At 56.7% G+C, this 25514-nt stretch carries 27 protein-coding genes; 10 read left to right on the top strand and 17 right to left on the bottom strand.

What is annotated here, in order from left to right; translation table 11 throughout:
• Positions 1 to 7: 7 nt before the first annotated feature.
• Both pyrI and I6L46_RS18135 read left to right on the top strand, forming a co-directional pair.
• On the top strand, positions 8 to 472 hold the full coding sequence (gene pyrI / locus I6L46_RS18140) for an aspartate carbamoyltransferase regulatory subunit (RefSeq protein ID WP_005339730.1): 465 nt from the start codon (positions 8 to 10) through the stop codon (positions 470 to 472).
• A 200-nt stretch (positions 473 to 672) separates the two neighbouring features.
• Positions 673 to 1164 carry an arginine repressor gene (locus I6L46_RS18135; RefSeq protein WP_005339728.1) on the top strand — a complete coding sequence of 164 codons (492 nt, stop codon included), beginning with the start codon at positions 673 to 675 and terminating at the stop codon, positions 1162 to 1164.
• A gap of 131 nt (positions 1165 to 1295) precedes the next feature.
• Here I6L46_RS18135 and I6L46_RS18130 read toward each other — a convergent pair whose 3' ends face one another.
• The 4 genes from I6L46_RS18130 to arcA all read right to left on the bottom strand — a co-directional run bounded on the left by I6L46_RS18130 (position 1296) and on the right by arcA (position 6119).
• Positions 1296 to 2702: a YfcC family protein gene (locus tag I6L46_RS18130; protein ID WP_005339725.1), complete on the bottom strand. Its 1407-nt coding sequence runs from the start codon at positions 2700 to 2702 to the stop codon at positions 1296 to 1298.
• Positions 2703 to 2825: 123 nt separating this feature from the next.
• Complete coding sequence (argF, locus tag I6L46_RS18125) at positions 2826 to 3830, bottom strand: ornithine carbamoyltransferase (protein WP_005339721.1); 1005 nt, start codon at positions 3828 to 3830, stop codon at positions 2826 to 2828.
• A gap of 79 nt (positions 3831 to 3909) precedes the next feature.
• A complete protein-coding gene (arcC, locus tag I6L46_RS18120; RefSeq protein WP_005339719.1) occupies positions 3910 to 4836 on the bottom strand; it encodes a carbamate kinase in 927 nt (308 codons plus the stop codon).
• Between the two features lie 62 nt (positions 4837 to 4898).
• Positions 4899 to 6119, bottom strand: a complete 1221-nt coding sequence (gene arcA, locus I6L46_RS18115; RefSeq protein ID WP_005339718.1) for an arginine deiminase — start codon at positions 6117 to 6119, stop codon at positions 4899 to 4901.
• A gap of 747 nt (positions 6120 to 6866) precedes the next feature.
• Between arcA and I6L46_RS18110 the strand changes: the two genes are divergently transcribed.
• The 3 genes from I6L46_RS18110 to I6L46_RS18100 all read left to right on the top strand — a co-directional run bounded on the left by I6L46_RS18110 (position 6867) and on the right by I6L46_RS18100 (position 8158).
• Positions 6867 to 7043 (top strand): hypothetical protein, encoded by a 177-nt coding sequence (locus tag I6L46_RS18110; protein WP_005339717.1) that lies wholly within the window; start codon positions 6867 to 6869, stop codon positions 7041 to 7043.
• 97 nt (positions 7044 to 7140) lie between these two features.
• Positions 7141 to 7788 carry an AAA family ATPase gene (locus I6L46_RS18105; RefSeq protein ID WP_005339716.1) on the top strand — a complete coding sequence of 216 codons (648 nt, stop codon included), beginning with the start codon at positions 7141 to 7143 and terminating at the stop codon, positions 7786 to 7788.
• Position 7789: 1 nt separating this feature from the next.
• The gene (locus tag I6L46_RS18100; protein ID WP_216949811.1) at positions 7790 to 8158 is read left to right on the top strand and encodes a CopG family transcriptional regulator; all 369 of its coding nucleotides are present in this window, start codon (positions 7790 to 7792) and stop codon (positions 8156 to 8158) included.
• 719 nt (positions 8159 to 8877) lie between these two features.
• Here I6L46_RS18100 and hemN read toward each other — a convergent pair.
• The 4 genes from hemN to I6L46_RS18080 all read right to left on the bottom strand — a co-directional run bounded on the left by hemN (position 8878) and on the right by I6L46_RS18080 (position 12776).
• The gene (hemN, locus tag I6L46_RS18095) at positions 8878 to 10251 is read right to left on the bottom strand and encodes an oxygen-independent coproporphyrinogen III oxidase (protein WP_216976608.1); all 1374 of its coding nucleotides are present in this window, start codon (positions 10249 to 10251) and stop codon (positions 8878 to 8880) included.
• A gap of 31 nt (positions 10252 to 10282) precedes the next feature.
• Entirely contained in the window at positions 10283 to 10723 is a 441-nt protein-coding gene (locus tag I6L46_RS18090; protein ID WP_005339712.1) for a DUF2489 domain-containing protein, read from the bottom strand.
• Between the two features lie 11 nt (positions 10724 to 10734).
• On the bottom strand, positions 10735 to 11322 hold the full coding sequence (gene yihI / locus I6L46_RS18085; protein WP_101530323.1) for a Der GTPase-activating protein YihI: 588 nt from the start codon (positions 11320 to 11322) through the stop codon (positions 10735 to 10737).
• A gap of 836 nt (positions 11323 to 12158) precedes the next feature.
• Positions 12159 to 12776, bottom strand: a complete 618-nt coding sequence (locus I6L46_RS18080; RefSeq protein ID WP_216949813.1) for a cytochrome c — start codon at positions 12774 to 12776, stop codon at positions 12159 to 12161.
• A gap of 142 nt (positions 12777 to 12918) precedes the next feature.
• Here I6L46_RS18080 and yihA point away from each other — a divergent pair, with 142 nt between their 5' ends.
• Positions 12919 to 13575: a ribosome biogenesis GTP-binding protein YihA/YsxC gene (gene yihA, locus I6L46_RS18075; RefSeq protein ID WP_026034975.1), complete on the top strand. Its 657-nt coding sequence runs from the start codon at positions 12919 to 12921 to the stop codon at positions 13573 to 13575.
• A 776-nt stretch (positions 13576 to 14351) separates the two neighbouring features.
• Here yihA and I6L46_RS18070 read toward each other — a convergent pair.
• The 9 genes from I6L46_RS18070 to I6L46_RS18030 form a co-directional block, all read right to left on the bottom strand.
• Positions 14352 to 14612, bottom strand: a complete 261-nt coding sequence (locus I6L46_RS18070) for a DUF1488 domain-containing protein (RefSeq protein ID WP_019445781.1) — start codon at positions 14610 to 14612, stop codon at positions 14352 to 14354.
• On the bottom strand, positions 14609 to 15430 hold the full coding sequence (aroE, locus tag I6L46_RS18065; RefSeq protein WP_216976606.1) for a shikimate dehydrogenase: 822 nt from the start codon (positions 15428 to 15430) through the stop codon (positions 14609 to 14611). Before aroE ends, I6L46_RS18070 begins: the two co-directional genes overlap by 4 nt.
• 103 nt (positions 15431 to 15533) lie before the next feature.
• The gene (gene hemF / locus I6L46_RS18060; RefSeq protein WP_216976604.1) at positions 15534 to 16442 is read right to left on the bottom strand and encodes an oxygen-dependent coproporphyrinogen oxidase; all 909 of its coding nucleotides are present in this window, start codon (positions 16440 to 16442) and stop codon (positions 15534 to 15536) included.
• Between the two features lie 112 nt (positions 16443 to 16554).
• Positions 16555 to 17115, bottom strand: a complete 561-nt coding sequence (locus I6L46_RS18055) for a Sua5/YciO/YrdC/YwlC family protein (RefSeq protein WP_216976602.1) — start codon at positions 17113 to 17115, stop codon at positions 16555 to 16557.
• Positions 17116 to 17249: 134 nt separating this feature from the next.
• Positions 17250 to 17753: a 5-(carboxyamino)imidazole ribonucleotide mutase gene (gene purE / locus I6L46_RS18050; RefSeq protein WP_005339704.1), complete on the bottom strand. Its 504-nt coding sequence runs from the start codon at positions 17751 to 17753 to the stop codon at positions 17250 to 17252.
• 74 nt (positions 17754 to 17827) lie between these two features.
• Positions 17828 to 18385: a type I DNA topoisomerase gene (locus I6L46_RS18045; RefSeq protein ID WP_216976600.1), complete on the bottom strand. Its 558-nt coding sequence runs from the start codon at positions 18383 to 18385 to the stop codon at positions 17828 to 17830.
• 55 nt (positions 18386 to 18440) lie between these two features.
• Positions 18441 to 18914 (bottom strand): DUF494 family protein, encoded by a 474-nt coding sequence (locus tag I6L46_RS18040; protein ID WP_005339699.1) that lies wholly within the window; start codon positions 18912 to 18914, stop codon positions 18441 to 18443.
• Entirely contained in the window at positions 18907 to 20022 is a 1116-nt protein-coding gene (gene dprA, locus I6L46_RS18035) for a DNA-processing protein DprA (RefSeq protein WP_216976598.1), read from the bottom strand. Before dprA ends, I6L46_RS18040 begins: the two co-directional genes overlap by 8 nt.
• A 1-nt stretch (position 20023) precedes the next feature.
• Positions 20024 to 21115: a LysM peptidoglycan-binding domain-containing protein gene (locus I6L46_RS18030; RefSeq protein WP_201976674.1), complete on the bottom strand. Its 1092-nt coding sequence runs from the start codon at positions 21113 to 21115 to the stop codon at positions 20024 to 20026.
• 108 nt (positions 21116 to 21223) lie between these two features.
• Here I6L46_RS18030 and def point away from each other — a divergent pair, with 108 nt between their 5' ends.
• The 4 genes from def to trkA all read left to right on the top strand — a co-directional run bounded on the left by def (position 21224) and on the right by trkA (position 25502).
• The gene (gene def, locus I6L46_RS18025; RefSeq protein ID WP_005357510.1) at positions 21224 to 21736 is read left to right on the top strand and encodes a peptide deformylase; all 513 of its coding nucleotides are present in this window, start codon (positions 21224 to 21226) and stop codon (positions 21734 to 21736) included.
• 12 nt (positions 21737 to 21748) lie between these two features.
• Positions 21749 to 22693 carry a methionyl-tRNA formyltransferase gene (gene fmt / locus I6L46_RS18020; protein ID WP_216976596.1) on the top strand — a complete coding sequence of 315 codons (945 nt, stop codon included), beginning with the start codon at positions 21749 to 21751 and terminating at the stop codon, positions 22691 to 22693.
• A gap of 60 nt (positions 22694 to 22753) precedes the next feature.
• Positions 22754 to 24046 carry a 16S rRNA (cytosine(967)-C(5))-methyltransferase RsmB gene (rsmB, locus tag I6L46_RS18015; RefSeq protein ID WP_069555587.1) on the top strand — a complete coding sequence of 431 codons (1293 nt, stop codon included), beginning with the start codon at positions 22754 to 22756 and terminating at the stop codon, positions 24044 to 24046.
• Positions 24047 to 24125: 79 nt separating this feature from the next.
• Positions 24126 to 25502, top strand: a complete 1377-nt coding sequence (trkA, locus tag I6L46_RS18010; RefSeq protein WP_005339689.1) for a Trk system potassium transporter TrkA — start codon at positions 24126 to 24128, stop codon at positions 25500 to 25502.
• Positions 25503 to 25514 lie beyond the last annotated feature (12 nt).

Below are 25514 nucleotides of genomic sequence, written 5' to 3'. Positions count from 1 at the left end.
GAATATCATGTCTGACAAGAACCAACTGCAAGTCGAAGCCATCCGTCACGGCTCCGTCATCGATCACATCCCCGCTGGCCAGGGCATCAAGATCCTCAAGCTGTTCCAGCTGGTCGAAACCCAGGAGCGGATCACCGTCGGCTTCAACCTGAAATCCGGCGCGCTGGGCAAGAAGGATCTCATCAAGATTGAGAACACCCGCCTGACCGAGCAACAGGCCAACCAGCTGGCGCTGTTCGCCCCGAAAGCGACCGTCAACATCATCGAAGACTTCAATGTGGTGAAGAAGCACCAGCTGGAGCTGCCGGAGTTCATCGCCGGGGTGTTCCACTGCCCCAACTCCAACTGCATCTCCCACAACGAGCCGGTAGACAGCTACTTCCGGGTGCGCGAAGTGAAAGGCGTCGTGCGGATGAAGTGCAAATATTGCGAGAAGTCCTTCACTCAGGACATCGTCAGCGAGCGTTACTGATATCTGATTGGGCCCTGCGGGGCCCATTTTTGAACCCTGTCACATCACCGAATTTCCAGTCAGCTATAATTTGCCATCGCAAGATGGTAATGCCCGCTCATTCCCTGCATATAGATGGATTATCAGTGTTTTTGCCTGATAACTGACTGCTATGGCAGATATCGCGCGTTTACCTCCGGTCATCATCAAAGGAATTCGCCGTGGTCAAAACCCTCAGTCGTCCCGTTGCCCAAGAGCCCGATCTGGCCCAGCTGGATGCCTGTCGCCAGATCATCGGTCAGCACTGCTACAGCACCCAGGAAGAGATCCGTCGCGAGCTGTCGGAGCGCGGCTTTGCCGACATCAGCCAGTCCACCATCTCCCGCCTGCTGCGCCGTCTCGGCGTTGCCAAGGCGCAGAATGCCAACGGCAAGAAGGTCTACACCCTGGTCGACGAGCAGCTGGAACCCGCCGGCAGCACCCGCTCGATCCACGACATGGTGCGTGAAGTGGTACACAACCAGCAGATGGTGCTGATCCACACCACTCCGGGGGCCGCCACCGTGGTGGCCCGCCTGCTGGATCGCAACGCCAATCCCGAGATCATGGGCGCCGTCGCGGGCAACGATGTAGTACTGGTCGCGCCGCGCCATATCAGCCGCACCCGTCAGGCCCACGCCGCCGTGGTGCGCACCCTGGCACAAGCCCGCTAACCCCTTTCATCGAATGCATCGAGGCGACCTGCGGGTCGCCTTTTTGTTGCCTGCGACTTTGTGCCCATCACTTCTTGCGCCCATAAAAAAACGGGAGCCCGCAGGCTCCCGCTTCATCTTGCTTGCCATCCTCAGGAGAGCACGGCGCCCAGGCTCAGGCAGACCACGATCAGCACAGTCAGGATACCGAGCAACGGAGCCACCCACTTCAGCCAGCGCACATAAGGCACCTTGGCGATGGCCAGACCGCCCATGACCACGGCGGAGGTCGGGGTCACCAGGTTCACCAGACCGGAGGCAGACTGGTAAGCAGTCACCACCAGATCGCGGCCCACGTTGGCGAAGTCGGCCAGCGGCGCCATGATCGGCATGGTCAGTACAGCCAGACCGGAGGAGGACGGCACCAGGAAAGAGAGCACCACTTCCAGCACGAACATCACGTTGATAAAGACGATGGTGGAGAGGCCGGTCACGATCCCTTCTGCACTGTGCAAAATGGTGTGAGTGATCATGCCGTTATCCATCACTACCACGATACCGCGGGCGATACCGATAATCAGCGCCACCCCCAGCAGGTCGCGAGCACCATCGATAAAGTTGGAGGTCAGTTCCTCCTCGCTCATGCGGGAGATGAGACCAACGATGATGGCGGCTGCCAGGAACACACCGGAGATCTGCGCCATCCACCAGCCCAGCACGGCCACACCGTAGATCATCACGGCGAAGGCGGCGACGAAGATACCCAGCACGATTTTACGGGTCAGGGTGAACTCCAGCATCTGGTCACTCTTGTTGCCAAGGAAGTGGGCACGGTTCTCTTCCCACTTGTCAGCCACCAGAGATTTGCTCGGATCGCTGCGCACCATCTTGGCGTAACGCATGACGTAGGCAACACAGAGCAGCCAACCGGCGACCAGCATGGCAACGCGCAGCCAGATACCGTCGGTGAAGGAGATACCGGCAGCGTTGGCTGCAATAACAGTCGCAAACGGGTTGATGGTGGAACCCAGAGTACCGATACCGGCGCCCAGCAATACGGTTGCCGCTGCCACCACTGGGTCGAAGCGGGCGGCCATCATCACCGGCACCAGCAGGGTGTAGAAAGGCAGCGACTCTTCGGCCATGCCGTAGATGGTGCCGCCTGCGGCGAACAGCGCCATCAGGATCGGGATCATCCACTCTTCCCGGCCGCGCAGGCGGTCGGTCACACGTTCAATACCGGCATCGATGGCACCTGTCTTGGTCACTATGCCAAGAAAACCACCGATGATCAGGATAAAGAGGGAGACGTCGATGGCGCCTGCCTCATAGGTGTCGTGGTTGTAGAGGCCATCGATAGGTGCCAGCAGCACGTCGACGATCCCCTGGGGATTCCCCTCCACCAGTTTGTAGGTACCCGCCACCGGCACTTCTTTGCCGAGGGCTTCGTTCATGGTCATCTCATATTTGCCGGCCGGCACTATCCAGCTCAGGGCGGCCACCAGGGCGATCAGCACAAACAGTATCGTGTAGGCTGACGGGAACTTGAATTTGGTCATGGTCCAGCTTCCTTCTGTGGGTGTGGTATCCATGCAGGCTGCGGGTTGTAGGGTTAGAGGTATTATGCCGCTGTCACATGGTCGAAAAGCCGGGGGTCGCCCCCCGGCACCACTACTGCGACCTTAGTCGCCCAGCGTAGCAACCATCACTGCCTTGATGGTGTGCATCCGGTTTTCGGCCTCGTCGAAAACGATGCTGTGCTCGGATTCGAACACGTCCTCAGTCACTTCCAGGCCTTTCATGCCATATTTGTCAGCCACTTCCTTGCCCATGGTGGTCTCGTCGTTGTGGAACGCCGGCAGGCAGTGCATGAACTTCACATCCGGGTTCTTGGTGGCGTTGATGACATCCATGTTGACCTGATACGGGGTCATCAGTTTGACGCGCTGATCCCAGGCTTCTTTCGCTTCACCCATGGATACCCAGACATCGGTGTAGAGGAAGTCAGCACCCAGCACACCCTCTTTCACATCTTCGGTCAGGGTGATGCGTGCGCCGGTCTCTTCGGCAATCAGGCGGCACTTGGCAACCAGCTCCTCTTCCGGCCAGAAGGCTTTCGGTGCAACCAGACGGATGTCCATGCCCATTTTGGCGGCGCCGACCATCAGGGAGTTACCCATGTTGTTGCGGGCATCACCCAGGTAGGCGAACTTGATTTGATCCAGACGCTTGCCCTTGCCGTGCTCCAGCATGGTCATGAAGTCGGCCAGGATCTGGGTTGGGTGGAATTCGTTGGTCAGGCCGTTCCAGACCGGGACTCCGGCGTAGGCGCCCAGCTCTTCCACGATCTCCTGACCGTAGCCGCGGTATTCGATACCGTCATACATGCGACCCAGTACACGGGCGGTGTCCTTCATGGACTCCTTGTGACCGATTTGGGAACCGCTCGGGCCAAGGTAGGAGACTTGCGCGCCCTGGTCGAAGGCCGCCACTTCAAACGCACAACGAGTACGGGTGGAGGTCTTCTCGAAAATCAGGGCGATGTTCTTGCCGACCAGATGCTTGCGCTCGTAGCCACCGTATTTGGCTTTCTTCAGGTCGATGGCCAAGTCGATCATGTATTGGATTTCGCGCGGGGTGAAGTCCAGCAGTTTCAGGAAGTTACGGTTACGCAGATTAAAAGCCATGATGAGTTCTCTCTATATATGTTTCAGACCAGTTCGGGCAGTAGTGTTGACTACGCATTCTCAGTACAGATATCGGTAATTACGCATGTACGGTGCGGGTGGCGACGATATTGGTGCCGGCTTCACCCTTGAGGATGGCGAGGCCATCTTCCAGCGAGCCGATGCCGACCATGCCGCCGGTCGCTTTGACAAATTCACAAGAGGCTTCGACTTTCGGTCCCATGGAACCTGCGTCGAACTTGACCCCGGCCAGCTCGTCCGGGCTGGTGACTCGCAGCGGACGCTGGGTCGGCTTGCCCCAATCCAGATAGACGGCATCGGCATCGGTCAGGATCAGTAGGGCGTCGGCCTTGATCTGCTTGGCCAGATAGGCGGCAGACATGTCCTTGTCGATGACGGCTTCGATACCGGTCAGGCTCTGGCCATCCCAAGTCACAGGGATGCCGCCACCACCGGTACAGATGATGAGGTGGCCCTGGGCAATCAGGGTTTCGATGGCATCGCCTTCCACGATGCGCTGGGGCAGCGGGGATGGCACTACACGGCGGAAGAACTTGCCGTCAGCCTTGACCACCCAGTGCTTCTCTTCTGCCAGGGTGCGGGCTTCAGCCTCTTCGTAGACGGGGCCGATAAATTTGGTCGGGTTGGCGAATGCCGGATCCTTGGGATCGACCTGCACCTGAGTCAGCAGCGCGGTGACGTTGCGGCTCGGCATCAGGTTTTTCAGCTCCTGGATCAGCATGTAGCCGATCATGCCCTGGGACTCGGCACCCAGCACATCCAGCGGATAGGGGGATACCTTGGTGTAGGCGCTGTTTTGCAGGGCCAGCAGGCCGACTTGCGGGCCGTTGCCATGCACCAGCACCACGTTGTACTCCTGAGCGATCAGGGCGATGGTCTTGGCGGCAGTTGCAATGTTCTTGCGCTGGATATCCGCTTCCAGTGGCTCACCACGACGGAGCAGTGCATTGCCACCCAGAGCGACGACGACAGTTGGTTTTTTCATAGTGGTTAATCTCGAGTTTGGTTCTGTGTGGCGCCAGCTTCTGCCGGCGCCACGCCGTCTCATCAGATGCTGTCGCGTTCCATCGGGCAGCTCATGCAGCGGGCGCCGCCACGGCCACGGCCCAGTTCATCACCCGGGATGGAGAGAACTGTGATACCGGCCTTGTCGTACTTCTCGTTGGTGTAGGTATTGCGCTCGTAACCCACCACCACGCCGGGACGTACGGTCAGCACGTTGTTGGCGTCGTTCCACTGCTCGCGTTCGGCTTCGAAGCTGTCACCACCAGTGGTGATGATCTTCAGCTGATCCACGCCCAGCGCTTTCTCGATAGCGGTGACGAAGTAACCCTCTTCCTTGATGTTCATGCCGGTAGCGCCGCCCGGAGTCAGGCTCCAGCACTGCACGTCCTTGCGGATCACTTCCGGATAGACGGAGAAGGTATCGATATCCATGTGGGTCATGACGGTATCCAGGTGCATGCAACTGCGGTGCTTCGGCAGCTCCATGGCGATGACCTGCTTGGCCTGACCATGTTTGAACAGGCTGCGAGCCAGGTGCTCGACACCTTGCGGGGTGGTGCGCTCGGACATGCCGATCAGCACAGCGCCGCGGCCGATAACCAGTACGTCGCCACCCTCGATGGTGGAGTTGTCGTAGTCACGCTCCTCGTCACCGAAGTACTTGATGAAGTCCTGACCGGCAAACATCGGGTGCCAGCGGTAGATGGCCTTCACATGGTTGGTCTCGCGGCGACGAGCCGGCTTGGCCATCGGGTTGATGGAAACGCCACCGTAAACCCAGCAGGAGGTGTCACGGGTAAAGAGGTGGTTGGGCAGCGGCTCGATGATGAAATCGGTCGGAGCGTGCATGCCCACTACCATGTTGACGCCGCTGTAGGGCATCTCGGAGTAAGTCAGGCCGCCGGAGAGAATGCGGGCCAGTTCGCGGTGCGGCATGTCAGCCAGGAAGCAGCGCACGTCGTTGGCAAAAGAAGAGCCGAGGCGATAGTCGGAGACCTGATGTTGCAGCAGCCAGGTTTTGGCTTCCGGCACATCCAGAGTCTCGGCCAGCAGATTGGTCAGCAGGAAAACTTCGACATTCTGATCGCGCAGTACCTGAGCGAATTTGTCGTGCTCCTGACCGGCGCGTTCAACAGACAGGACGTCATCGAACAGCAGATCCTGGCAGTTGGAAGGAGTCAGACGCTTCAGACTGAGGTTGGGGCGGTGCAACATGACACGGCGCAATTGGCCAACTTCAGAACCTACATAAAATTTGCTCATGATTATATTCCGTCTAGCAGTGGTCCCTGCGAGTGATTGAATAGATTCCTTCTATTCATGCTCGTGGCTAAGGCGGGATATTCTTTATGTAGGGTAATCGGCTTATGTTCTATCCTGCCCTTGCCTTTCGAGACCGAGGTTAGCCCTGCGAATCACGACAAACTTAGACATTGATCACATTCACCCAGAACTGAATATATTCACCATCCAATCTATGAGCCCGGTAGCAAATTGCGCATTTTCCACACAAAGTGCACCGAATAACCATGCAAAACCACCCTGCTATATTTCAGATTGATTCATTTTTTATTCATGCCAACTCACTGGATCGATTAAATTCAAATAACAAAAACTGTTAAAAATCATAACTATAAATAACTTTACAAATAGAATTTGAATATTACTCCATATGTATTGAATACATCGCCGTGACGGGAGGAACGCGGGAGAAATAAATACTCACATCGACCACATTCACTGCATAAATTTTTTCTTGTTCCAGATCATGGCATTGATGCCAACCCCATCAGGCCAGGCCTCATCAGTCACCACCTCTTTGTTCGGTTCAACTTAATATGCACAAAGTCCGCATCGAGGTGGGCAGCCATCCTCGTCGGTCACCACAACGCCTTTTGATACTTTTTTCATTAATTGAATTTATTCGTCTCACCTTGCACTGGCGCCAACCTCGGCTTAACTCAGAAAGTGATCCAGATCACACAGGAATGGCACTACCAAGGAGTTGTTATGAAGATGAAACCCATGCTGTTGCTCGCGACTTTGCTGCTCTCTGCGCTCCCCACCCTCAGTCAGGCTGAAGGAGCCCCTGCCATGCCCATGGTGGTATGCCATGTCGACAAGGCCCCCCAGATGCTGGTGCCTGACTATGTCTGCCGCTGGCAGGGAGGCAGCGTTCATTACTAGTCGAAACAACGAGAGGAGCATCACTCCTCTCGCCTTGTGATGAGACTGGCCCCTCCTATACTGAAATCAGCGGTTTTCTCATGGATAGGGGAACGTCATGATCTTGTTGGTCGGTGGAGAGAAGGGGGGGAGTGGCAAGAGCTGCCTGGCACAAAATCTGGCGGTCTACCTCAGATCCCAATTTCAGGGGGAGGTGTTACTGGTCGACTGCGACCCGCAGCGCACCACCTCTGACTGGATTCAGGAGCGCAATGACAACCCGGAGCTGCCACAAATCAACTGCGTACAGCTCTATGGCAATATTCGCAACGACCTGCTCAGCCTGAAAAACCGCTACGACTACGTCATCGTCGATTGCGGCGGGCAAGACAACCGGGCGCTGCGCTCCACCATGGCTGTCGCCACCCACGCCCTTATCCCCTTGCGCCCAAAACGCCGCGACCTCAAGACCCTGCCCCACATGGAAGATCTCATCACCACCTGCAAGATGGTTAATCCGACGCTCAATGCAGCCGTAGTGCTGACCCAGTGCCCCGCCCTGCCCAATCAGGTAAAACGCATTCTCGAAGCGAAAGAGGTTTGCTCCTCGTTCGGTGTCGACGTCCTGAACGCCATCACCTATGGTCGCAACGTCTATGACGACAGCGAAGAGAAGGGGCTGTCGGTGATGGAGATCGAGCCGGATGGCAAATCCGCCGAAGAGATCCGGGCCATCGCCAAAGAGTTCCTGCAAGTGGGGGTGTGAGATGGGTCTGGCCGATCTGAAGAAAAAGCACCAGCTGCATCACCAGAAGAAGTTCACCGTCGACGAATTTATCGAAGATGCGGATTTCTACGCCAAGGGCAAACCCAAGGTGGTCAGCCTTGAACTGGGCCTGCATCGTGACGAGGCGTTGTCGGCGCTGGCCTTTATCGAGAGTGGCGAGCACCTGAAGCCCAGCTACAAAAAAGCCACTTTCTCCATGAGCACGGTGGCCATCGACGAGCTGGGTAATCTGACCCAGCAAGATGGCATGAACAAGTCCCTGTTGCTGCGCCTCTTTACCCACTACTTCTCTTCGCTGACTCCTGAAGAGCGCCAGACCATCTATGAGCGGCTCAACCAGCGCTCATAATTTCTCCATTCAGCCGCTCTTTGTGTGCCTCACCAACTCACCCCGAATGGCCATCATCAGACTGCAAAATCTGTTTCTGAAGCAACCAAAACGCCGTGTAAGAGATCTGCCATTCCATATGTAAGCAAACAGCCTAAAAGATCCCCGAGATAATCGGAAGATAAGATCTTAAAACATGAAGATGAGCAACTTAACTGGCTGTTTATAAATGAATAAATCGAAACTCACCACTTTCGAAACAGCTAATGACAAAAACGTTTTCCAATCTGGCGTTGTAGCCCGTTAGAAAATCCTTATAGTTACTCATGCACGGACGCAATGAAGTCGGTCAGGAAGACTGGCTGCCAGGGTTGGGCAAATGGACTCACCACAGGATGTGGTAAAGGACACCTCCCAGGACGGAGAAAGTGCGACGGGACAGGATGACTCGTCAGGCCAAGACGGCTAAAGGACACCCCAAAGGATTGGGAAGGGGAAACCTAAAGGAAGAGGTAAACAGTCAGGGATTGCAGGGAGCAACTTCGTTCAAGGATCTGAGCGATACGACTACCGGGGGCGACGCAAGTCGCCCCCATCTTTTTATCTGCGTTTCACAGCCCTATCGCTTGCCTCAGCCCACGGCCTCTTGCCAGAACCTTCCCGACCCGCTGCCTAAGCAAAATACATATGAAAGGGCGCCACTATGGCGCCCTTTTCTGTTTTCTAATCGGCAAACAAGCTTAAATCACGCGAGAGAACTGCTGCTGACGCGCCTTGTTGCGCAGGTACATGTCGAAGCACATGCAGATATTACGGATCAGCAGCTGCCCCGTGGAGGAGACTTCCAGACCATCCTCCGTCATACGCACCAATCCATCGTTGATGAAGGTCTGCAGCAGCTTGAGATCATCGGCAAAATACTCTCTGAAATTGAGCCCGTGCGCCTGTTCGACAGCGGCAAAGTTCAGACGGAAATCACAGATGAGCCGCTTGATCACCTCACGGCGGATCAGGTCATCCTGATTGAGCGAGCAGCCTTTCCACTGGGCATGACCCAGCTCTGCAACCTGTGCGTAATACGCCTTGAGCTCTTTCTGGTTCTGGGAGTAGGCATCACCGATCATGCTGATGGAGGAGACCCCCAGCCCCAACAGATCACAATCTCCCTGAGTGGTATAGCCCTGGAAGTTGCGGTGCAGCTTGCCCTCGCGCTGCGCCACCGCCAGTTCGTCATCGGGTTTGGCAAAATGGTCCATGCCGATGAACTGGTAACCCTGACCAGTGAGGAAGGCGATGGTGTCCTGCAGCATGGCCAATTTCTCCTGCGGCGCAGGCATATCCACCTCTTTCAATTTGCGCTGGGCGGCAAAGCGGCTCGGCAGATGGGCATAGTTGAAGATGGAGAGGCGCGCCGGATCCGTCTTGAGCACCTCTTCCAGCGTATGGTGGAAGCTGGCACGATCCTGATGCGGCAGGCCATAGATAAGGTCGAGGTTGGTCGAGCGGAAACCCAGTTCTCTGGCCCGTTCCAACATGGCTTTAATAAAGTCGTTGTCCTGCTCGCGGTTGACTGCGAGCTGTACATCCTTGTTGAAGTCCTGCACCCCAAGGCTGATGCGGTTGAAGCCGACGTCTCGCAGCACATCCAGCATGGTAATGGCAATCTCGCGCGGATCGACCTCGATGCTGAACTCCCTCTCTTCGGCGAAATGGAAGTGCTCACGCAGCATGGCCATCAGACGGCGCGTTTGTGCTTCATCCAGATAGGTGGGTGTACCGCCACCCCAGTGCAGCTGGGTGACCAGACGGTGCTTGAAGAGCGGGGCTTGCGCCTTGATCTCCTGCTCCAGGTAGTCGAGATACTCGTCAGCCTTGTGCTGATGACGGGTAATGACCTTGTTGCAGCCGCAGTAGTAGCAGAGCTTGTGACAGAAAGGGATGTGCACGTAGAGCGACAGATTGCGCTCGGGATACTGGCCGGCTGCGCGGACAAAATCCGGATAGCCGAAGCTCTCGTTGAACTCCAGCGCAGTGGGATAAGAGGTGTAACGCGGGCCACTGTAGTTATATTTTTCGATCAGGGCCTGATCCCACACAATCTGTTCTGCTTGCACGCTCGCTTCCTCTCTTGTTGTTATTGTTGGCTCACCGACCTAACTGAAAATCCTTCAGCTGGGCCACATCCTTGAGGATCTGAGCCTCCAGCTCGGCCTCGTAGCCGCTGCGTTCGAGATCCATCTTCATCACTTCATTGCGCTTGAGGGCGCGTCTGGCCTCATGAGTCGGCATATCTTTCACCTTCTCATACAGCCCGTACAGACCCGGGAACTCGGCAACGAACGCTCGCCCCCCCTTGATCTGCAACGCATCCAGCAGATTGGTCAGCCGAATGGCGCCTTCGGAGTAATCGCACTGCCCCTCCTGCACCGCATGGGCAATGACCCGTACGCTCTCCAGAATTCGCTCATTGCGAGCAGTTATAGCCTGCCACTGCATCGCTTGCTGTCGCCTCAGTCTGGCTAGCAGCATGCCTGCATAGATGGCCAATCCTGACAAAATCAGGCCGCCCAACAGGGCGGCCAGCATCCATCCACTCATCACTTTTTCTTCGGCTCAGGCTTGGGTTCCGGCTTGAAATCGACCTGGTTGAAACGATCCCACAACTCCTCTTCGGAGGCCGGTTTCTGCTCGTCGAACTCGGCATCATCGCCATCATCAAACGGCAGATCGTCATCTTCATCATCGTCATTGTCGATGATGCCCAGCTCATCCATCAGCTCCTGATAACGGTCGACGCGCTGATCAACCCAGGCCTGCTCGGCCGCTTCCAGGGTTTCACCGGCATCCAGACGATCCAGCAGATCATTCAAGCGGTCATCGTTTTCGATAGAAGCCAGCTCCTGCTCGGGGGTCATCACCAGCTTCTTCTCTTTCACCGCCTTGGGTGCTGCCGGCTTCTTCTGTTTGTCATCCACCACCAGCACTACCGGCTTGCGGGAACCGATACGCGGATCTTTAGACTGGCTGTTGCCAGACTTGTTCTTCGGCTGTTCAACTTGCTGACGAGAACCAGCCTTCAGGCCCTTTCGCTTGGCAGCCCGTTTACGCTCACGGCCTTCCTGAGCACTGACATCAGATTCTTTGCGCTTGCCAGTAGGCTTGCGAGTGGGTTGTTTGGCAGACATGAATGGCTAACTCCGAAAATAACTGGTTTGACCCGTACCCGGGATGATCTCACCCGGTGGGATACGATGCGAGGAACAGTAAGGCTGGAACAAGAGCAGGATCCCGCACCAATCAGGCCCAATCAGGCCACTGAACACCGCAGGATCGGTATCCTCTGGGTATGTTGCTGGTATTTTGACACAGAATGGCTAATCGGGTTAATGACCCAAAAGAAAAAAGGCAGCCGAAGCTGCCTTGATATGTTCATGCGTGCGCCATCCTGAATGGCAAAACAGTCTGTTTCGTCCTCTCCATGACAACTTGTCGCCGCATCATATCGTTGTGTGGTCATCCTGACCTTATATTGGTCGTTCCTGAATGTGCGTGTGCTTGTTTGACCCGTCTCGACCGCATCCTGCCATCGTGCCGGGGAGTCTGCATCCCGCAACCCCATCCCGCTCCGGAGATGGTCACCATCCTGATCCTTCAATCCTTTGCCAGCTCATCCGAGCCCATGGCATCCCGCCACGCCAGCCATCCTCTGCTCACAACCCCCTGTCGTGAAACCGCCACCCAATCCGTGGGTGAATCCATTAAGCCTACTGTACCAACTCTATAAAGCGGCTCAATCCACTCAAAACATTCTCAACATGTCGAAAAATATCAACATTCATATAATTCATTGATAAATAATGATTATTTAATATTTTATGCAATTTTATGAGCCTTGGCCTGCCTTGAGAATGGGAGATCTCTTACAGAACGGGGGGATTAAACCGAGAATTATCTGAAAGCCATAAAAATAACGGGGAGCCCAGGCTCCCCGTTTCAACTCAAATCGACCGTATCGACTATATCAGTGCAGACCCGCCACATATTTGGAGAGGGCTTCGATATCCTGATCAGTCAGTTTCTTGGCAACGTCCCGCATCATGCCATTCGGATCGTTGTCACGCGTGCCGGCACGAAATGCGATGAGCTGAGCCTTGATATAGGCAGGATGCTGGCCGGACAGGTTTGGATACTTCGCCTGTTCGACACCCGAGCCACGGGGACCATGGCAAGCCGTACAAGCTGCCAGACCGCGACTCATGTCACCACCCATATAGAGTGCCTTGCCCGCTTCGACCACGTCGTCAGGGACAGCGATAGGGGTAACCTTCAGGCTGGAGAAATAAGCCGCCAGGTCATCCATGTCCTGTTCCGACAAAGGTAACGCCATCGGCCCCATCACTGGCGCAACCCGGCCAATTTGACCAGAAGCGGCAGCCTTCAGTTCAACTAACTGCTTTTTGATATATGATGCGTGCTGACCAGCAATTTTGGGGTACATATCAACCAGGCTGTTTCCGTCCGGTCCATGACAAGCCGCACAAACGGCAGCCTTGGTCTGTCCCGCAGCGGCATCGCCCTTGGCTTGTGCCATCCCCGTTACGCCAACCATCAGAGCAAGAGTAATGACTAGGTTCTTCATGGCGTTCCAACTTTTCGTTATTAGGCTTCCAGATCCCATGCCGCTGAAGGCATGTTAAAATAAACGCGTTTAAGCGACGCTATTTTACACCATTTTACAAAAAAGTAACTCTATAACCCTCTATCTCCATGGGGAATTTACGTTGGATACACAAACTCTGAATTTCAATAAGGTGCATTTTGTGACCAGCGCACCCGACATCCGTCACCTGCCAAATGATGGGGGTGTCGAGATCGCGTTTGCCGGCCGTTCCAACGCCGGTAAGTCATCTGCATTGAACACCTTAACCAAACACAAGAACTTGGCGCGCACCAGTAAGACACCCGGTCGTACCCAGCTGATCAACCTGTTTGAGCTGGAACCGGGCAAGCGTCTGGTCGACTTGCCGGGTTATGGTTATGCGCAAGTTCCGCTGGAAATGAAGCTCAAGTGGCAAAAATCACTGGCAGAGTATCTGCAGCGCCGTGAGTCATTGAAAGGTTTGGTGATCCTGATGGACATCCGCCACCCGCTCAAAGATACCGACATGAACATGCTGGAGTGGAGCTCGCACCGTCAGTTGCCCGTCATGCTGCTGCTGACCAAGGCTGACAAATTGAGCCCCGGCCCGCGCAACAACCAGGTAATCAAGGTGCGCCAGGCCGTTGCCAACCTCGGTTCCCAGATCCAGGTCGAAGCGTTCTCCTCCCTCACCAATATCGGTGTGGAGAAGCTGGCGCAAACCCTGACCGAATGGTACGTCAGTGGTGACGATACCGACCTGCTGGACGCTGATGAACAGCAACCTGCCGAGGAGTAATCTACTCCTCGCTCTCCTTGCAATTGGCGGAGCACTCCTCCGCTGATTGAAAGGGTTTCAGATTGCCGCTTTCACCTGCCTCACGACAAATACCCCGCATTCGCCTCCCCTGCTATATCCAATACTGCTTAAAGTTCATATAGATAGGCAGTTAATTCACAAAAATAATTAACTTAAGTAGGCGTTGATAGCGTTTTCAAATTCGTTCTTTCAAAACGAACAAGAATTACAAAAAGAGACAAAAATGAAATTTAATTACAAGTTCTAACCGAAAGGGATAAAAATGAGGCCGGACGACAGTGATGCCATCCAGCCTGAAATAATAAGTTCAAAAAATTGGGAAGAAGCTGAATCTTGAGTACCAGACGACAGGTATTCCTCAAGAAGCAGCCTCATTCTATCAAATGCATCGCCAATTTAAAGCATTTACTCTAAATGATGCGCATAAAAAAACACCCCGACGAGAACCTCATCGGGGCAGCTATTCAGCCACATTCAATTACGTGAAATAAAAGGTCTGAAAGATAGAACATCTTACCTCTGTACCCTACGCAGACAACTGTACAGCAAAGCAGCAGAAAGTGAAAGTAATTTATGTAATTTAGTTTCACAACTTACAGATTAAGAAAAAACCTTTTACTTTCATGCAGATAAAAAAATCCCCAGTACGAATACCGGGGAGTTATAAAGGTGACTAGCTAGCACTTCCTCAACTATCTAGTTAGTCAGCGCCATTTCAAAGTAGTTCCGCTACAAAACAAAAAAACTTTGAAAAATCAGAGATAGATAGCACCATCTTCAGCAAACTCTTGTTCTTCAATGAGTTTTTCAGCCATGTCTTCAATATCAAAACGTACACTTTCGAAGGCTCTGACGATGTCATCCTCTCTCGTCAGCGCCAGACCTGTCATTCTCTCCAGCCGCCGCTGGCTGATGTAACAATCTATCAGCGCCCCCATCTGCTGGGCAGGAAAACGCACCCGCTGTTCGTCAGCCTGCCACTCCATCAGATCGGGAAACAGAATACCCTGGTTCATATCACCCCCAAGTTACGCTTCAACTCTCTCAATACCTGTTTAGTCCCGGGACGAATTCCGCGCCACACGGTAAACGCTTCGGCGGCCTGCTCCACCAGCATGCCGAGTCCATCCATGGTTTGACGGGCCCCATGCTGTTTGGCCCAACTGATAAAGGCCGTATCCGAGGCGCCATACATCATGTCGTAGATAGCAATATCAGTGTGGATCAGGGCGGGGGCCAACGGCGGCAGCTCCCCTTGCAGGCTGGCAGAAGTCGAATTGATAACGAGATCGAACGGACCAGCCAACTGCTCATAGGCCTGGGCAGTCACAGGCCCCAGATCGTGGAATTCGGCAGCCAACTGTTGCGCTTTTGTGTGGGTGCGATTGGCGATCACCAGCTCGCTCGGCAACTCAGCCAGCAGCGGCGCCAATGCACCACGAGCCGCGCCACCGGCACCCAGCAGCAGGATCCGGCTATCCACCAGCGTCACACCATGGGACTTGAGATCGGCGACCAATCCGGCGCCATCGGTATTATCCCCCAGCAACACGCCATCATCGGTCAGCTTGATGGTATTGACCGCGCCCGCCCGCTTGGCCCTCGGGCTCAAGCGATCGACCAGAGTGAATGCCTGCTCCTTGAAGGGAACGGTGACATTGCATCCCTTGCCCCCTTGGTCAAAGAAGGTGCGCAGGGCTTGGGCAAACTCGTCGACAGCGGATTCAGCCAGCCCATACTCCAGCTCTTGCTGGGTTTGTCTGGCAAACAGGGTGTGAATGAAGGGGGACTTGCTGTGGCGCACCGGGTGGCCAAAAACCAGATAACGATCCATCAAAGAGTTCCATCAGAGGGCAATATTCCGATTTAACGGGTTTTCACTCTCGGGAACAAGCCGAATATCGGCCAGTAAAAAGGGGCCATCATGGCCCCTCGGGTCACAGCCACTCTCGCGGCGTGAGGTAATCGGTGTAGAGCAAGGCTTCAGGAGTGCCCGCTTCCGGCTGCCAGTCATACTCCCAACGTGCCAGCGGTGGCATCGACATCAGGATCGACTCGGTACGTCCGCCAGTCTGCAACCCGAACAGGGTGCCACGGTCATACACCAGATTGAACTCCACATAACGGCCGCGACGATAGAGCTGGAACTCCCGCTCCCGCTCGCCATAGGGCAGCGCCTTGCGTCGTTCGATGATCGGCAGGTAAGCATCAAGATATCCCCGACCTACCGCCTGCATAAAGGCAAAGCAGTCGGCAAAAGGCCAGCGATTAAGATCGTCGAAGAAGAGACCGCCCACCCCTCGCGTCTCGTTGCGGTGCTTGAGGAAGAAGTAACGATCGCACCAGGATTTGAACTCGGGATAGATCTCATCACCAAAGGGCCGGCAGAGATCACGGGAGACCTGATGCCAGTGCTGCACATCTTCGGCAAACGGGTAGAAGGGCGTCAAATCGAAGCCACCGCCAAACCACCAAATAGGCTCTTCACCCTCTTTCTCGGCGATGAAGAAACGGACGTTGGCGTGGCTGGTCGGCACATAGGGGTTGTGCGGATGGATCACCAGCGACACGCCCATCGCCTCGAACTTGCGACCGGCCAACTCTGGCCGATGGGCTGTAGCAGAGGCAGGCATGGCATCGCCATACACATGGGAGAAGTTGACGCCCCCCTGCTCGATCACCGCGCCGTGGCGCAGCACACGGGTGCGACCACCGCCACCGCCTTCACGGCTCCAGGCATCTTCCACAAAGAGTCCACTGCCGTCGGCCTGCTCCAGACCACGGCAGATCTCGTCCTGCAACTGCAACAGGAAGGCCTTGACCTGGGCCACATCCGGTTTGCTCATCTTGTCTCCAGTCAGGCAGGATCGTGAACGCCCTGTCCATTTTTATAGTTAAATCAATCCGGTGAGCTCACCACTCAGCAGATTGATAGCAAATCATGACGTATCCGCCAGCTCAGGAGGGGCGGATAATGGCGCCGGTTCGGGCGTCCTTGATCTCGGATGGGTTAGCTTGACCACCCACTTCACCGGGCAGGATATAGGCCAACTTGCTTGCCAGCCGCTCACCGATATCGGCCACCCGACGGGCAGGCTCCTCACCGGTCAGGTTGGCGCTGGTAGAAACCAGCGGCTTGCCAAAGGCACGGCACAACGCCTGTACCTGAGGATGAGCCGTCACGCGCACCGCCAAGGTCTCGAACTGCCCGGTCAGCCAGGCCGGCGTCGTTGCACGGGCAGGCATGATCCAGGTAAAAGGACCGGGCCAGCTGGCTTCAACCCGAGCCAGTTGCTCACCGCCAAGCTGACTCAGATCGATGTAATCCTGCAATTGCGCCACGTCGGCAGCAATCAGGATCAACCCTTTCTCTACCGGACGCTGTTTGATGGCCAGCAGTCGCTGCACCGCCACTTCGGAGTCGGGATCACAACCCAGACCAAACACGGCCTCGGTCGCATAAGCAATCACCCCTTCCTGTTGGAGGGCGGCAACTGCCTGTTCAAATTCATTTGGCATAGGAAAAATGCGGCAGCCTGGCTGCCGCCTCGTCACTTAGTAGCAAGTTGAATCCGTATGACGGCGACCATGGCAAAGTGACGTTTTGCTGTTGCACAGGAAAATACGACACATCCGGATCGCCACCCGTTCACTTACTTGAGTTGAGCCTGCAGGGCGGCATCCTTGGCCATCACCTCTTCGGCATTCTTCTGGCGTTCGGCCCGAACCTTGGCCGCCAGTTCATCATCGGCTACTGCCAGCATCTGGGCTGCCAGATAACCTGCGTTCTTGGCACCGGCTTTGCCGATCGCCACGGTCGCCACCGGTACACCACCCGGCATCTGCACGGTGGAGAGTAGCGCATCCAGCCCCTTGAGCGGGCCACCATCGATGGGCACCCCGATCACGGGACGAGTCGTGATGCCGGCTACGGCACCCGCCAGATGCGCAGCCAGACCGGCAGCACAGATAAAGACCTTGCAGCCACGGGCCTCGGCATCGGTCACATACTGATGAGTCGCAGCCGGCGTGCGGTGCGCGGAGGTGACTTTGACTTCCACTGCAATATCAAATGACTTGAGCACCTCGAGGGTAGTCTGCATCACGGGGAAATCAGAATCAGAGCCCATCAATACGGCAACAAAGGGTTTATTCATGGTGGGAATTTCCTTACTCCAAGTGGGGGGTTGAAGTTCACCGAAAACGTTTCAATCCGGTTGCGGCGGCGGGATTATACCTGCTCACTTTGGTGGCTGCATTTCTTTTGCGGACAGACCCAACGCAGCGTTCCCCTCACTTTTTTCTCTACCATGATACCCCAACCACACGCGGGACAAGGCATGGGGATCGGCTTGTCGTTCACCACATATTTGCAATGGGGATAGCCATCACAGGAGTAAAACTGCTTGCCGTAGCGGGAGGTGCGGCTCACCAGATGACCCTTGCCACACTCGGGACAGAGGATCTGGGTATCATCGCTCTCCTGCAGGGATTCGATGTGCTGACAGGCCGGATACTGGGTACAACCGACAAAGAGACCGTAACGCCCCTTCTTGATCGCCAGCGGCTCTCCGCAATCGGGACAGGCAGAGCCTTCGAGCACCTTTTCGATGTCGCGGCCGGATGGCGTCAGGGAGCGTATGTAATCACAGGCAGGATAGGCAGAACAGCCGAGAAAGGGGCCATGTTTGCCCTGGCGGATCACCAGCTCGGCCCCGCACTGCGGGCACGGCTCGCGCTCGAAGGCATGTTCGTGGGCTGAAAAGAGGTGATGATCGATTTTTGACATGGGCCGCGCCTTGAAATCCAGATGGCCTGAATTCTACCAGCGCGGCACCGGACTGTCAGTGAATGACGCCGTCTGACTCATCAAACACCAGCTCTTCCATCTGCTGGTAGGCATTTTCACTGCCCGGTACGTTGAACAGCACCATCATGACGACCCACTTAAGGTCATCCAGCTCGATATCCGGCTTGTCCAGTTCGAGCAGACGCTCGATACAGATCTCGCGGGTTTCGGCATTCAGCACCTGGGCCTGTTCCAGAAAGAGCAGGAAGCCGCGGCACTCGGTGCTGAGGCGTGCCAGCTCTTGCGGAGCATAGATACGCATCGAGCCTTGCGCGCTGGCGGTAACATAGACCTCCCGCTCGCTATCGTGCAGATTGGCCAGCCGCTCCAGCCAGTCGAGCGCCTTGTCGATCTCTTCTTTATCGAAACCGGCCCGGCTCAACTCGTCGGTGAGCTCATCCTGCTCGACCATCACATCTGCATCGCTGTGGATGTAGGTCTCGAAAAGGTACATCAATACATCAAACATGATTCGCCCTCCTCGCTCTGACGTATCCACCGGCTACCGCCATCACTGCACCGGCCAGCTCCAGCTCTACCAACCTGCCCAATACCACTTCGACAGGAAGCTGGGCCCGTTCGGCAACGGTATCCACGCTCGTGGTCTTATAATCTACGTTATCCAACAAATCGGCATAAGGCAATTCGCTATTATTCGGTTGCTCAGATGGTATGACCGACGAATGTGGCCGTGCGACCCACTCTGGCAGCTCTTCCACTATATCGGCAGCACTCAGCACAAGTTTGGCCCCCTGCTGAATTAATCTGTTGCACCCTATCGCCTGGGCGTTTTGCGGGGCACCGGGTACCGCAAACACTTCGCGCCCCTGCTCAAGCGCATAGCGGGCGGTGATCAGCGAACCGCTCTGCTCGGTCGCCTCCACCACCAGAGTTCCCAGCGACAGACCACTGATAATACGGTTGCGACGAGGAAAATGTTCAGCCAGCGGCCCTTTATCCGGCGCCAGTTCGGAGATAAGCAAACCACCACTCTCCAGAATCTGGCCTGCCAGCCCCTGATGGCGTTTGGGGTAGAGGCAATCCAACCCAGAACCCAACACGGCAAGGGTGATACCGTCACAAGCCAGCGCCTGCTGATGGCAAACACCATCGATACCAAGAGCAAGGCCCGAAGTGATGGCTAACCCGCATCCAACCAGCTCGCTACAGAGGCGGGACGCATTATCTTTGCCTGCATAGGTAGGATGGCGTGTCCCCACCATTGCCAGCTGGGGTAGCGACAGCGCAGCAAGATCGCCACGACAGTAGAGCAACAGGGGTGCCGCAGGAATTTCCCGCAACAAGGGTGGATAAATCGGGTGATCTTGCGGAATAAGGTGATTGTCAGGCAAAGCGGCCCAAGCCAGGCTCTGCTCAACCACAGGCGAGGGCCAGCGCAGTTGTTTGATCTGCTCTGACGACAACCCCATACCATGCAGCTGCGCTTCATCGCTCTGGAACAGGGTATCAATACTTCCCCAGGCCCGTTCCAGCAGACGTGCAGCGGTCACCGGACCAATACCGGTGACCGCATCGAGAGTTAGCCAGAGCGCCAGACGCGCGTCGAGATAATTCACGTCAGAAGTGAGTGACCTGATAACCCGCACTCACCATGTCGTTACTCTGCATGATGAGACCATAACTCACCTTGTCATATACCTTGAACAACATGACACGGGCAATCGCTTCAGAGGGCAGTGGTGCCTTTTTGTTGCTGCTGTAAAACACCCGGTTAAAAACCGACGAGAGCTCCTTGTACTGCACATCGCCATTCTTGGTGACCAGAGCAGCACCGGGCCGTCTGACATCCAGTACATCCCCGGCGACCAGTTGATCGCGGCCACCCCGGTTGATCAGCACCACATCAAACTTGCCACCGCCCCGGGTCTTGTTCGGCAAATCGATGATATAGCCCGGCGTGATGGCAGGTGCCGCTTTCGGTGTGAAGACTGCGGGCATGTTCTCCTGAGCGGGTAGCGGCATCACCTTGTCGCCCTGCAGCACTTCGCGCTGGTTATGAGTCAGAGTCACCTCGGTCCGATCGCCATCAAGACGCGCCACGGCCCGCACCACACCGGCAAAGATCGCCTCCTGGCCCAGCAGTTCACCGGTTTCGCGATCCTTGTAGACCACTCCGGGGTGATAAATGCCATAAACCTGCCCCGGCGTCAGGGAGCCCTGCACATAGAGGGTGTCCCCCTCCAGCATGCCGATATGTTTCTGATCCGACCCCAGCAGATAGGGCAAGGTTTTCTGCTGCTGGCTGTCAGCCAGAATATGGTCGGTTTGCAGGAAGGGGCCGATCTCGCTGATAGGCAGGGTCGGAATGGGGTTGGCTTTGTTCTCGTAACGGGTTTTCGGGCCGAGACGGATAACTTGCTTGCCACCCTGCATCGCCTTGCCGAGCCGGGGTTCACCATTGACCCAGCTCAGATGCAGTACATCACCGGGGTAGATCCAGTGAGGATTGGCTATCTGCGGATTGATGTTCCAGAGACGGGGCCAGAGCCAGGGTTCGGAAAGATACTTGCCGGAGATATCCCACAGGGTGTCGCCTTTTTGCACTACATAACTTTCGGGGTAACCCGCTTTCAACCTCAGCTGATCGGCCAGTGCTGCCTGACTCACGGTCACCAGTAGGCAGGCGAGGATGGTTTGCTTCAGATACATAACACTCCCTGTTACTTCTGTACGCAAAGTGTTGCTGTTTTTTGTCGGCGTAAATGACTAGAATTACGCCAATATTGACTGCATTTATACGAAACTAAAGAAAAAACTATGGCCATTCTAGATGTATTGCGTTTTCCCGATGAGCGCCTGCGCACCGTTGCAGCCCCTGTCGAGACCTTTACACCCGAGTTACAACAGATTGTAGATGATATGTTCGAAACCATGTACGCGGAGGAAGGCATTGGCCTGGCCGCGACTCAGGTCGACATTCACCAGCGCATCATAGTGATCGATGTCTCTGAAAACCGTGAAGATCCTCTGGTATTGATCAATCCGGAGGTCATCGAGCAGTGCGGCAGCACCGGCATTGAAGAGGGTTGCCTCTCCGTGCCCGGCAGCCGTGCTCTGGTGCCTCGCGCTGAACAGATCAAAATCCGCGCCCTGGATCGCAACGGCAAGCCATTCGAACTGGAAGCCGACGATCTGCTCGCCATCTGCATCCAGCATGAGATGGATCATCTGGTCGGCAAGCTGTTTGTGGATTACTTGTCCCCGCTCAAGCGCCAGCGCATTCGCCAGAAGCTGGAAAAGATGGCCCGTGAAGATCGCAAAGTCCTCTGAGGATCTGCCCCATTGAATAAGCTGAAACTGATTTTTGCCGGTACTCCCGACTTCGCCGCCCGTCACCTGGCGGCGTTGTTGTCTTCCGACCACGAGGTCGTTGCCGTTTATACCCAGCCCGACAAGCCAGCAGGCCGTGGCCAGAAGCTCACCGCCAGCCCGGTCAAAGAGCTGGCACTTGCCCACAACCTGCCGGTTTACCAACCTGCCTCTCTGCGCAAGGAAGAGGCGCAAGCCGAGCTTGCTGCACTGGGTGCCGACCTGATGGTGGTGGTGGCCTATGGCCTGATCCTGCCCAAGGTGGTACTCGATACCCCGCGTCTGGGCTGCATCAACGTCCATGGCTCCCTGCTGCCCCGCTGGCGCGGCGCGGCACCGATCCAGCGCTCCATCTGGGCGGGCGATGCCGAAACTGGCGTCACCATCATGCAGATGGATGTGGGGCTGGATACCGGCGCCATGATCCGCAAAGTGACCTGCCCCATCGCCGCCGACGAGACCTCCGCCAGCCTATATGACAAGCTGGCCGAGCTGGGCCCGCAGGCGCTGGTCGACACCATCAATGCCATGGCCGCCGGTGAAACCACTGCCGAGGCACAAGATGATGCGCTGGCCAACTACGCCGAGAAGCTCTCCAAGGAAGAGGCCCGCATCGACTGGTCGATGGAGGCTGTTGCCATCGAACGCTGCATCCGCTCGTTCAACCCCTGGCCTATCAGCTGGTTTGAAGTGGCTGACCAGACCGTCAAGGTTTGGCAAGCCGCAGTGGTGGATAGCGACCACGGCCAACCCGCCGGCACCCTGCTCAAGGCCGACAAGCAGGGGATCGATATCGCCACCGGCAAAGGGGTACTGCGCCTGCTGACCCTGCAACCGCCCGGCAAGAAGGCGATGTCCGTTTCGGATCTGCTCAACTCTCGCCGCGACTGGTTTGAACCCGGCACGCAATTGAATTGAACTGGATTGAATTGACACAAGCGGGGCCCAGGCCCCGACTTGCGCATCTAAGGTAACTCTATGAAAACACGTGCACAGGCCGCTCTCGTTATTCAACAGGTGCTGGATCAGGGTCAATCCCTCTCCGCTGTTCTGCCTGCTGCCCAGGAGAAGGTTGCACCTCGCGATCGCGCTCTCCTGCAAGAACTCTGCTACGGCACCCTGCGCTGGCTGCCCCGCCTCGATGCGGCAGTCAACGAGATGATGGACAAGCCGCTCAAAAACAAGAGCCGCATTTTCCACTACCTCATCCTGGTCGGTCTCTATCAGCTCATCTACACCCGCATTCCGGCTCACGCCGCGGTGGCCGAGACCGTCAACGCCGTCAAACTGCTCAAGGGCACCTCCCTGCGTGGCCTCATCAACGGCGTGCTGCGCAACTTCCAGCGCAGCGCCGAAGTCATTCTGCTGCGTATCGACCGTGTTCCCAGCATTCGCCTCGGTCATCCGGAGTGGCTCACCAAGCGCCTGCGTCAGGCCTATCACGATGAGTGGGAATTCATCATGGAGGCGAACAACCAGCGTCCCCCCATGTGGATCCGCAACAACAGCCAGCGCCAGAGCCGCGATGCCATGCTGGCTCGCATGGCTGAAGTCGGCATCAATGCCGTGGCCGGTGAAGAGGGCGAGGATTGCATCCTGCTGGAACGTCCCTGCGATGTGACCAAGCTGCCCGGCTTCGAGGTCGGCGACTGCTCGGTACAGGATGGTGCAGCACAACAGGCTGCCGCCCTGCTCGACCCGCAACCGGGCGAGTGGGTGCTGGATGCCTGCGCTGCCCCCGGCGGCAAGACCGCCCACCTGCTGGAGCGTCAACCCAAGCTGGCCGGCGTGGTCGCCGTTGATGCCGACGAGAACCGCCTCAAACGGGTGCAGGAGAACCTGGATCGCATAGGCCTGACCGCCAAAGTGATCCACGGCGATGCTGCGGCACCGGAACAGTGGTGGCCGGAGGGCCAGTTCGACCGCATTCTGCTGGATGCTCCCTGCTCCGCCACCGGCGTTATCCGTCGCCATCCCGACATCAAGTGGCTGCGCCGCGATCAGGACATTCGCGAGCTGGCCGAGCTGCAACGCCGTATTCTGAACGCCCTCTGGGGCAAGCTGAAGAGCGGCGGCACCCTGCTCTACGCCACCTGCTCCGTCCTGCCGGAAGAGAACCGCGAACAGATCCGCGCCTTCCTTGCCGCGACCAAAGATGCCAAATTGGTACCGTTGCACGAACAGGACACCCCGGATTGCCCGGGTCGCCAGTTCCTGCCGGGTGAAGCCGAGATGGATGGCTTCTACTACGCCAAGCTGGTCAAGCTGTGACGCTGACATGCTTCTTCCGGGGCAATCGCCATGCTGGCGGCATGCCCCTTTACTGCCTCAACGTGAGTAGACGTTCCCTATGAAGATCATCATTTTGGGAGCCGGCCAGGTCGGCGGCACCCTGGCCGAGAACCTGGCCGGGGAGAACAACGACATCACCATCGTCGACACCGACAGCGAACGCCTGCGCGAACTGCAGGACAAGTTTGACCTGCGGGTGGTCAACGGTCACGGCGCCCACCCCAAGGTGCTGCGCGAAGCGGGCGCCCAGGATGCCGACATGCTGGTCGCCGTCACCAACAGTGACGAGACCAACATGATCGCCTGTCAGGTGGCCTACTCCCTGTTCAACACCCCGAACAAGGTGGCACGGATCCGCTCACCGGCCTATCTGACCGAGCGGGATCGCCTGTTCCTGCCGGAATCGGTGCCGGTGGATCACCTGATCGCGCCGGAGCAGTTGGTGACCGACTATGTGCGTCGCCTGATCGAATATCCGGGTGCCCTGCAAGTGGTTGATTTTGCAGGTGGTCGCGTCGGTCTGGTGGCGGTCAAGGCCTACTACGGTGGCCCGCTGGTGGGCAATGCCCTCTCCACCCTGCGCGAGCACATGCCCAACATCGAAACTCGGGTAGCGGCCATCTTCCGTCAGGGCCGCCCGATCCGCCCGCAAGGTACCACCATCATCGAAGCGGATGACGAGGTCTTCTTCGTCGCCGCCGCAGGCCATATCCGTGCCGTGATGTCGGAGCTGCAGCGCCTAGAGAGCCCCTACCGCCGCATCATGATCGTCGGTGGTGGCAACATCGGCGCCGGTCTCGCCCGCCAGCTGGAGAAGCGCTACAGCGTCAAGCTTATCGAGCGCAACCAGAAGCGGGCGGAGCAGCTCTCCGAACTGCTGGAGAACACCATCGTCTTCTGTGGCGATGCGGCGGATCAGGAGCTGCTGGCCGAGGAGCACATCGACCAGATCGACGTCTTCATCGCCGTGACCAACGAGGATGAGGCCAACATCATGTCGGCGCTGCTCGCCAAGAAGATGGGCGCCAAGAAGACCATGGTGCTGATCCAGCGCGGCGCCTACGTCGATCTGGTGCAGGGTGGCTCCATCGATATCGCTATCTCGCCCCAGCAGGCCACCATCTCGGCCCTGCTGACCCACGTACGCCGGGCCGATATCGCCAACGTCTACAGCCTGCGCCGCGGCGCCGCCGAGGCGATCGAGGCGATTGCCCACGGTGATGAGAACACCTCCAAGGTGGTCGGCAAGACGGTAGGCGAGCTCAAGCTGCCGCCGGGTACCACCATCGGTGCCGTAGTGCGCGGGGATGAGGTGCTGATCGCCCACGATCGCACCAAAATCCAGCAGGATGACCACGTGGTCATGTTCCTGGTGGACAAGAAGTACATCCCGGAAGTGGAGCGGCTGTTCCAGCCAAGTCCCTTCTTCCTGTAACGTCTTCATGCG

The sequence above is a fragment of the Aeromonas sp. FDAARGOS 1416 genome, assembly GCF_019048085.1.
In the GTDB taxonomy this organism is placed as follows: domain Bacteria; phylum Pseudomonadota; class Gammaproteobacteria; order Enterobacterales; family Aeromonadaceae; genus Aeromonas; species Aeromonas veronii.
The sequence above is the reverse complement of the archived record's forward strand: the minus strand, read 5'-3'. Positions and strand labels throughout refer to the sequence as shown.

Bases quoted from the DNA above. Each gene is read 5' to 3' on its own strand.
- pyrI (WP_005339730.1), top strand. From the start codon at position 8: ATGTCTGACAAGAACCAACTGCAAGTCGAAGCCATCCGTCACGGCTCC.
- I6L46_RS18130 (WP_005339725.1), bottom strand. From the start codon at position 2,702: ATGACCAAATTCAAGTTCCCGTCAGCCTACACGATACTGTTTGTGCTG.
- argF (WP_005339721.1), bottom strand. From the start codon at position 3,830: ATGGCTTTTAATCTGCGTAACCGTAACTTCCTGAAACTGCTGGACTTC.
- arcC (WP_005339719.1), bottom strand. From the start codon at position 4,836: ATGAAAAAACCAACTGTCGTCGTCGCTCTGGGTGGCAATGCACTGCTC.
- arcA (WP_005339718.1), bottom strand. From the start codon at position 6,119: ATGAGCAAATTTTATGTAGGTTCTGAAGTTGGCCAATTGCGCCGTGTC.
- I6L46_RS18110 (WP_005339717.1), top strand. From the start codon at position 6,867: ATGAAGATGAAACCCATGCTGTTGCTCGCGACTTTGCTGCTCTCTGCG.
- I6L46_RS18105 (WP_005339716.1), top strand. From the start codon at position 7,141: ATGATCTTGTTGGTCGGTGGAGAGAAGGGGGGGAGTGGCAAGAGCTGC.
- I6L46_RS18100 (WP_216949811.1), top strand. From the start codon at position 7,790: ATGGGTCTGGCCGATCTGAAGAAAAAGCACCAGCTGCATCACCAGAAG.
- I6L46_RS18090 (WP_005339712.1), bottom strand. From the start codon at position 10,723: ATGCTGGCCGCCCTGTTGGGCGGCCTGATTTTGTCAGGATTGGCCATC.
- yihI (WP_101530323.1), bottom strand. From the start codon at position 11,322: ATGTCTGCCAAACAACCCACTCGCAAGCCTACTGGCAAGCGCAAAGAA.
- I6L46_RS18080 (WP_216949813.1), bottom strand. From the start codon at position 12,776: ATGAAGAACCTAGTCATTACTCTTGCTCTGATGGTTGGCGTAACGGGG.
- I6L46_RS18070 (WP_019445781.1), bottom strand. From the start codon at position 14,612: ATGAACCAGGGTATTCTGTTTCCCGATCTGATGGAGTGGCAGGCTGAC.
- aroE (WP_216976606.1), bottom strand. From the start codon at position 15,430: ATGGATCGTTATCTGGTTTTTGGCCACCCGGTGCGCCACAGCAAGTCC.
- hemF (WP_216976604.1), bottom strand. From the start codon at position 16,442: ATGAGCAAACCGGATGTGGCCCAGGTCAAGGCCTTCCTGTTGCAGTTG.
- I6L46_RS18055 (WP_216976602.1), bottom strand. From the start codon at position 17,115: ATGCCAAATGAATTTGAACAGGCAGTTGCCGCCCTCCAACAGGAAGGG.
- purE (WP_005339704.1), bottom strand. From the start codon at position 17,753: ATGAATAAACCCTTTGTTGCCGTATTGATGGGCTCTGATTCTGATTTC.
- I6L46_RS18045 (WP_216976600.1), bottom strand. From the start codon at position 18,385: ATGTCAAAAATCGATCATCACCTCTTTTCAGCCCACGAACATGCCTTC.
- I6L46_RS18040 (WP_005339699.1), bottom strand. From the start codon at position 18,914: ATGTTTGATGTATTGATGTACCTTTTCGAGACCTACATCCACAGCGAT.
- I6L46_RS18030 (WP_201976674.1), bottom strand. From the start codon at position 21,115: ATGTATCTGAAGCAAACCATCCTCGCCTGCCTACTGGTGACCGTGAGT.
- def (WP_005357510.1), top strand. From the start codon at position 21,224: ATGGCCATTCTAGATGTATTGCGTTTTCCCGATGAGCGCCTGCGCACC.
- rsmB (WP_069555587.1), top strand. From the start codon at position 22,754: ATGAAAACACGTGCACAGGCCGCTCTCGTTATTCAACAGGTGCTGGAT.
- trkA (WP_005339689.1), top strand. From the start codon at position 24,126: ATGAAGATCATCATTTTGGGAGCCGGCCAGGTCGGCGGCACCCTGGCC.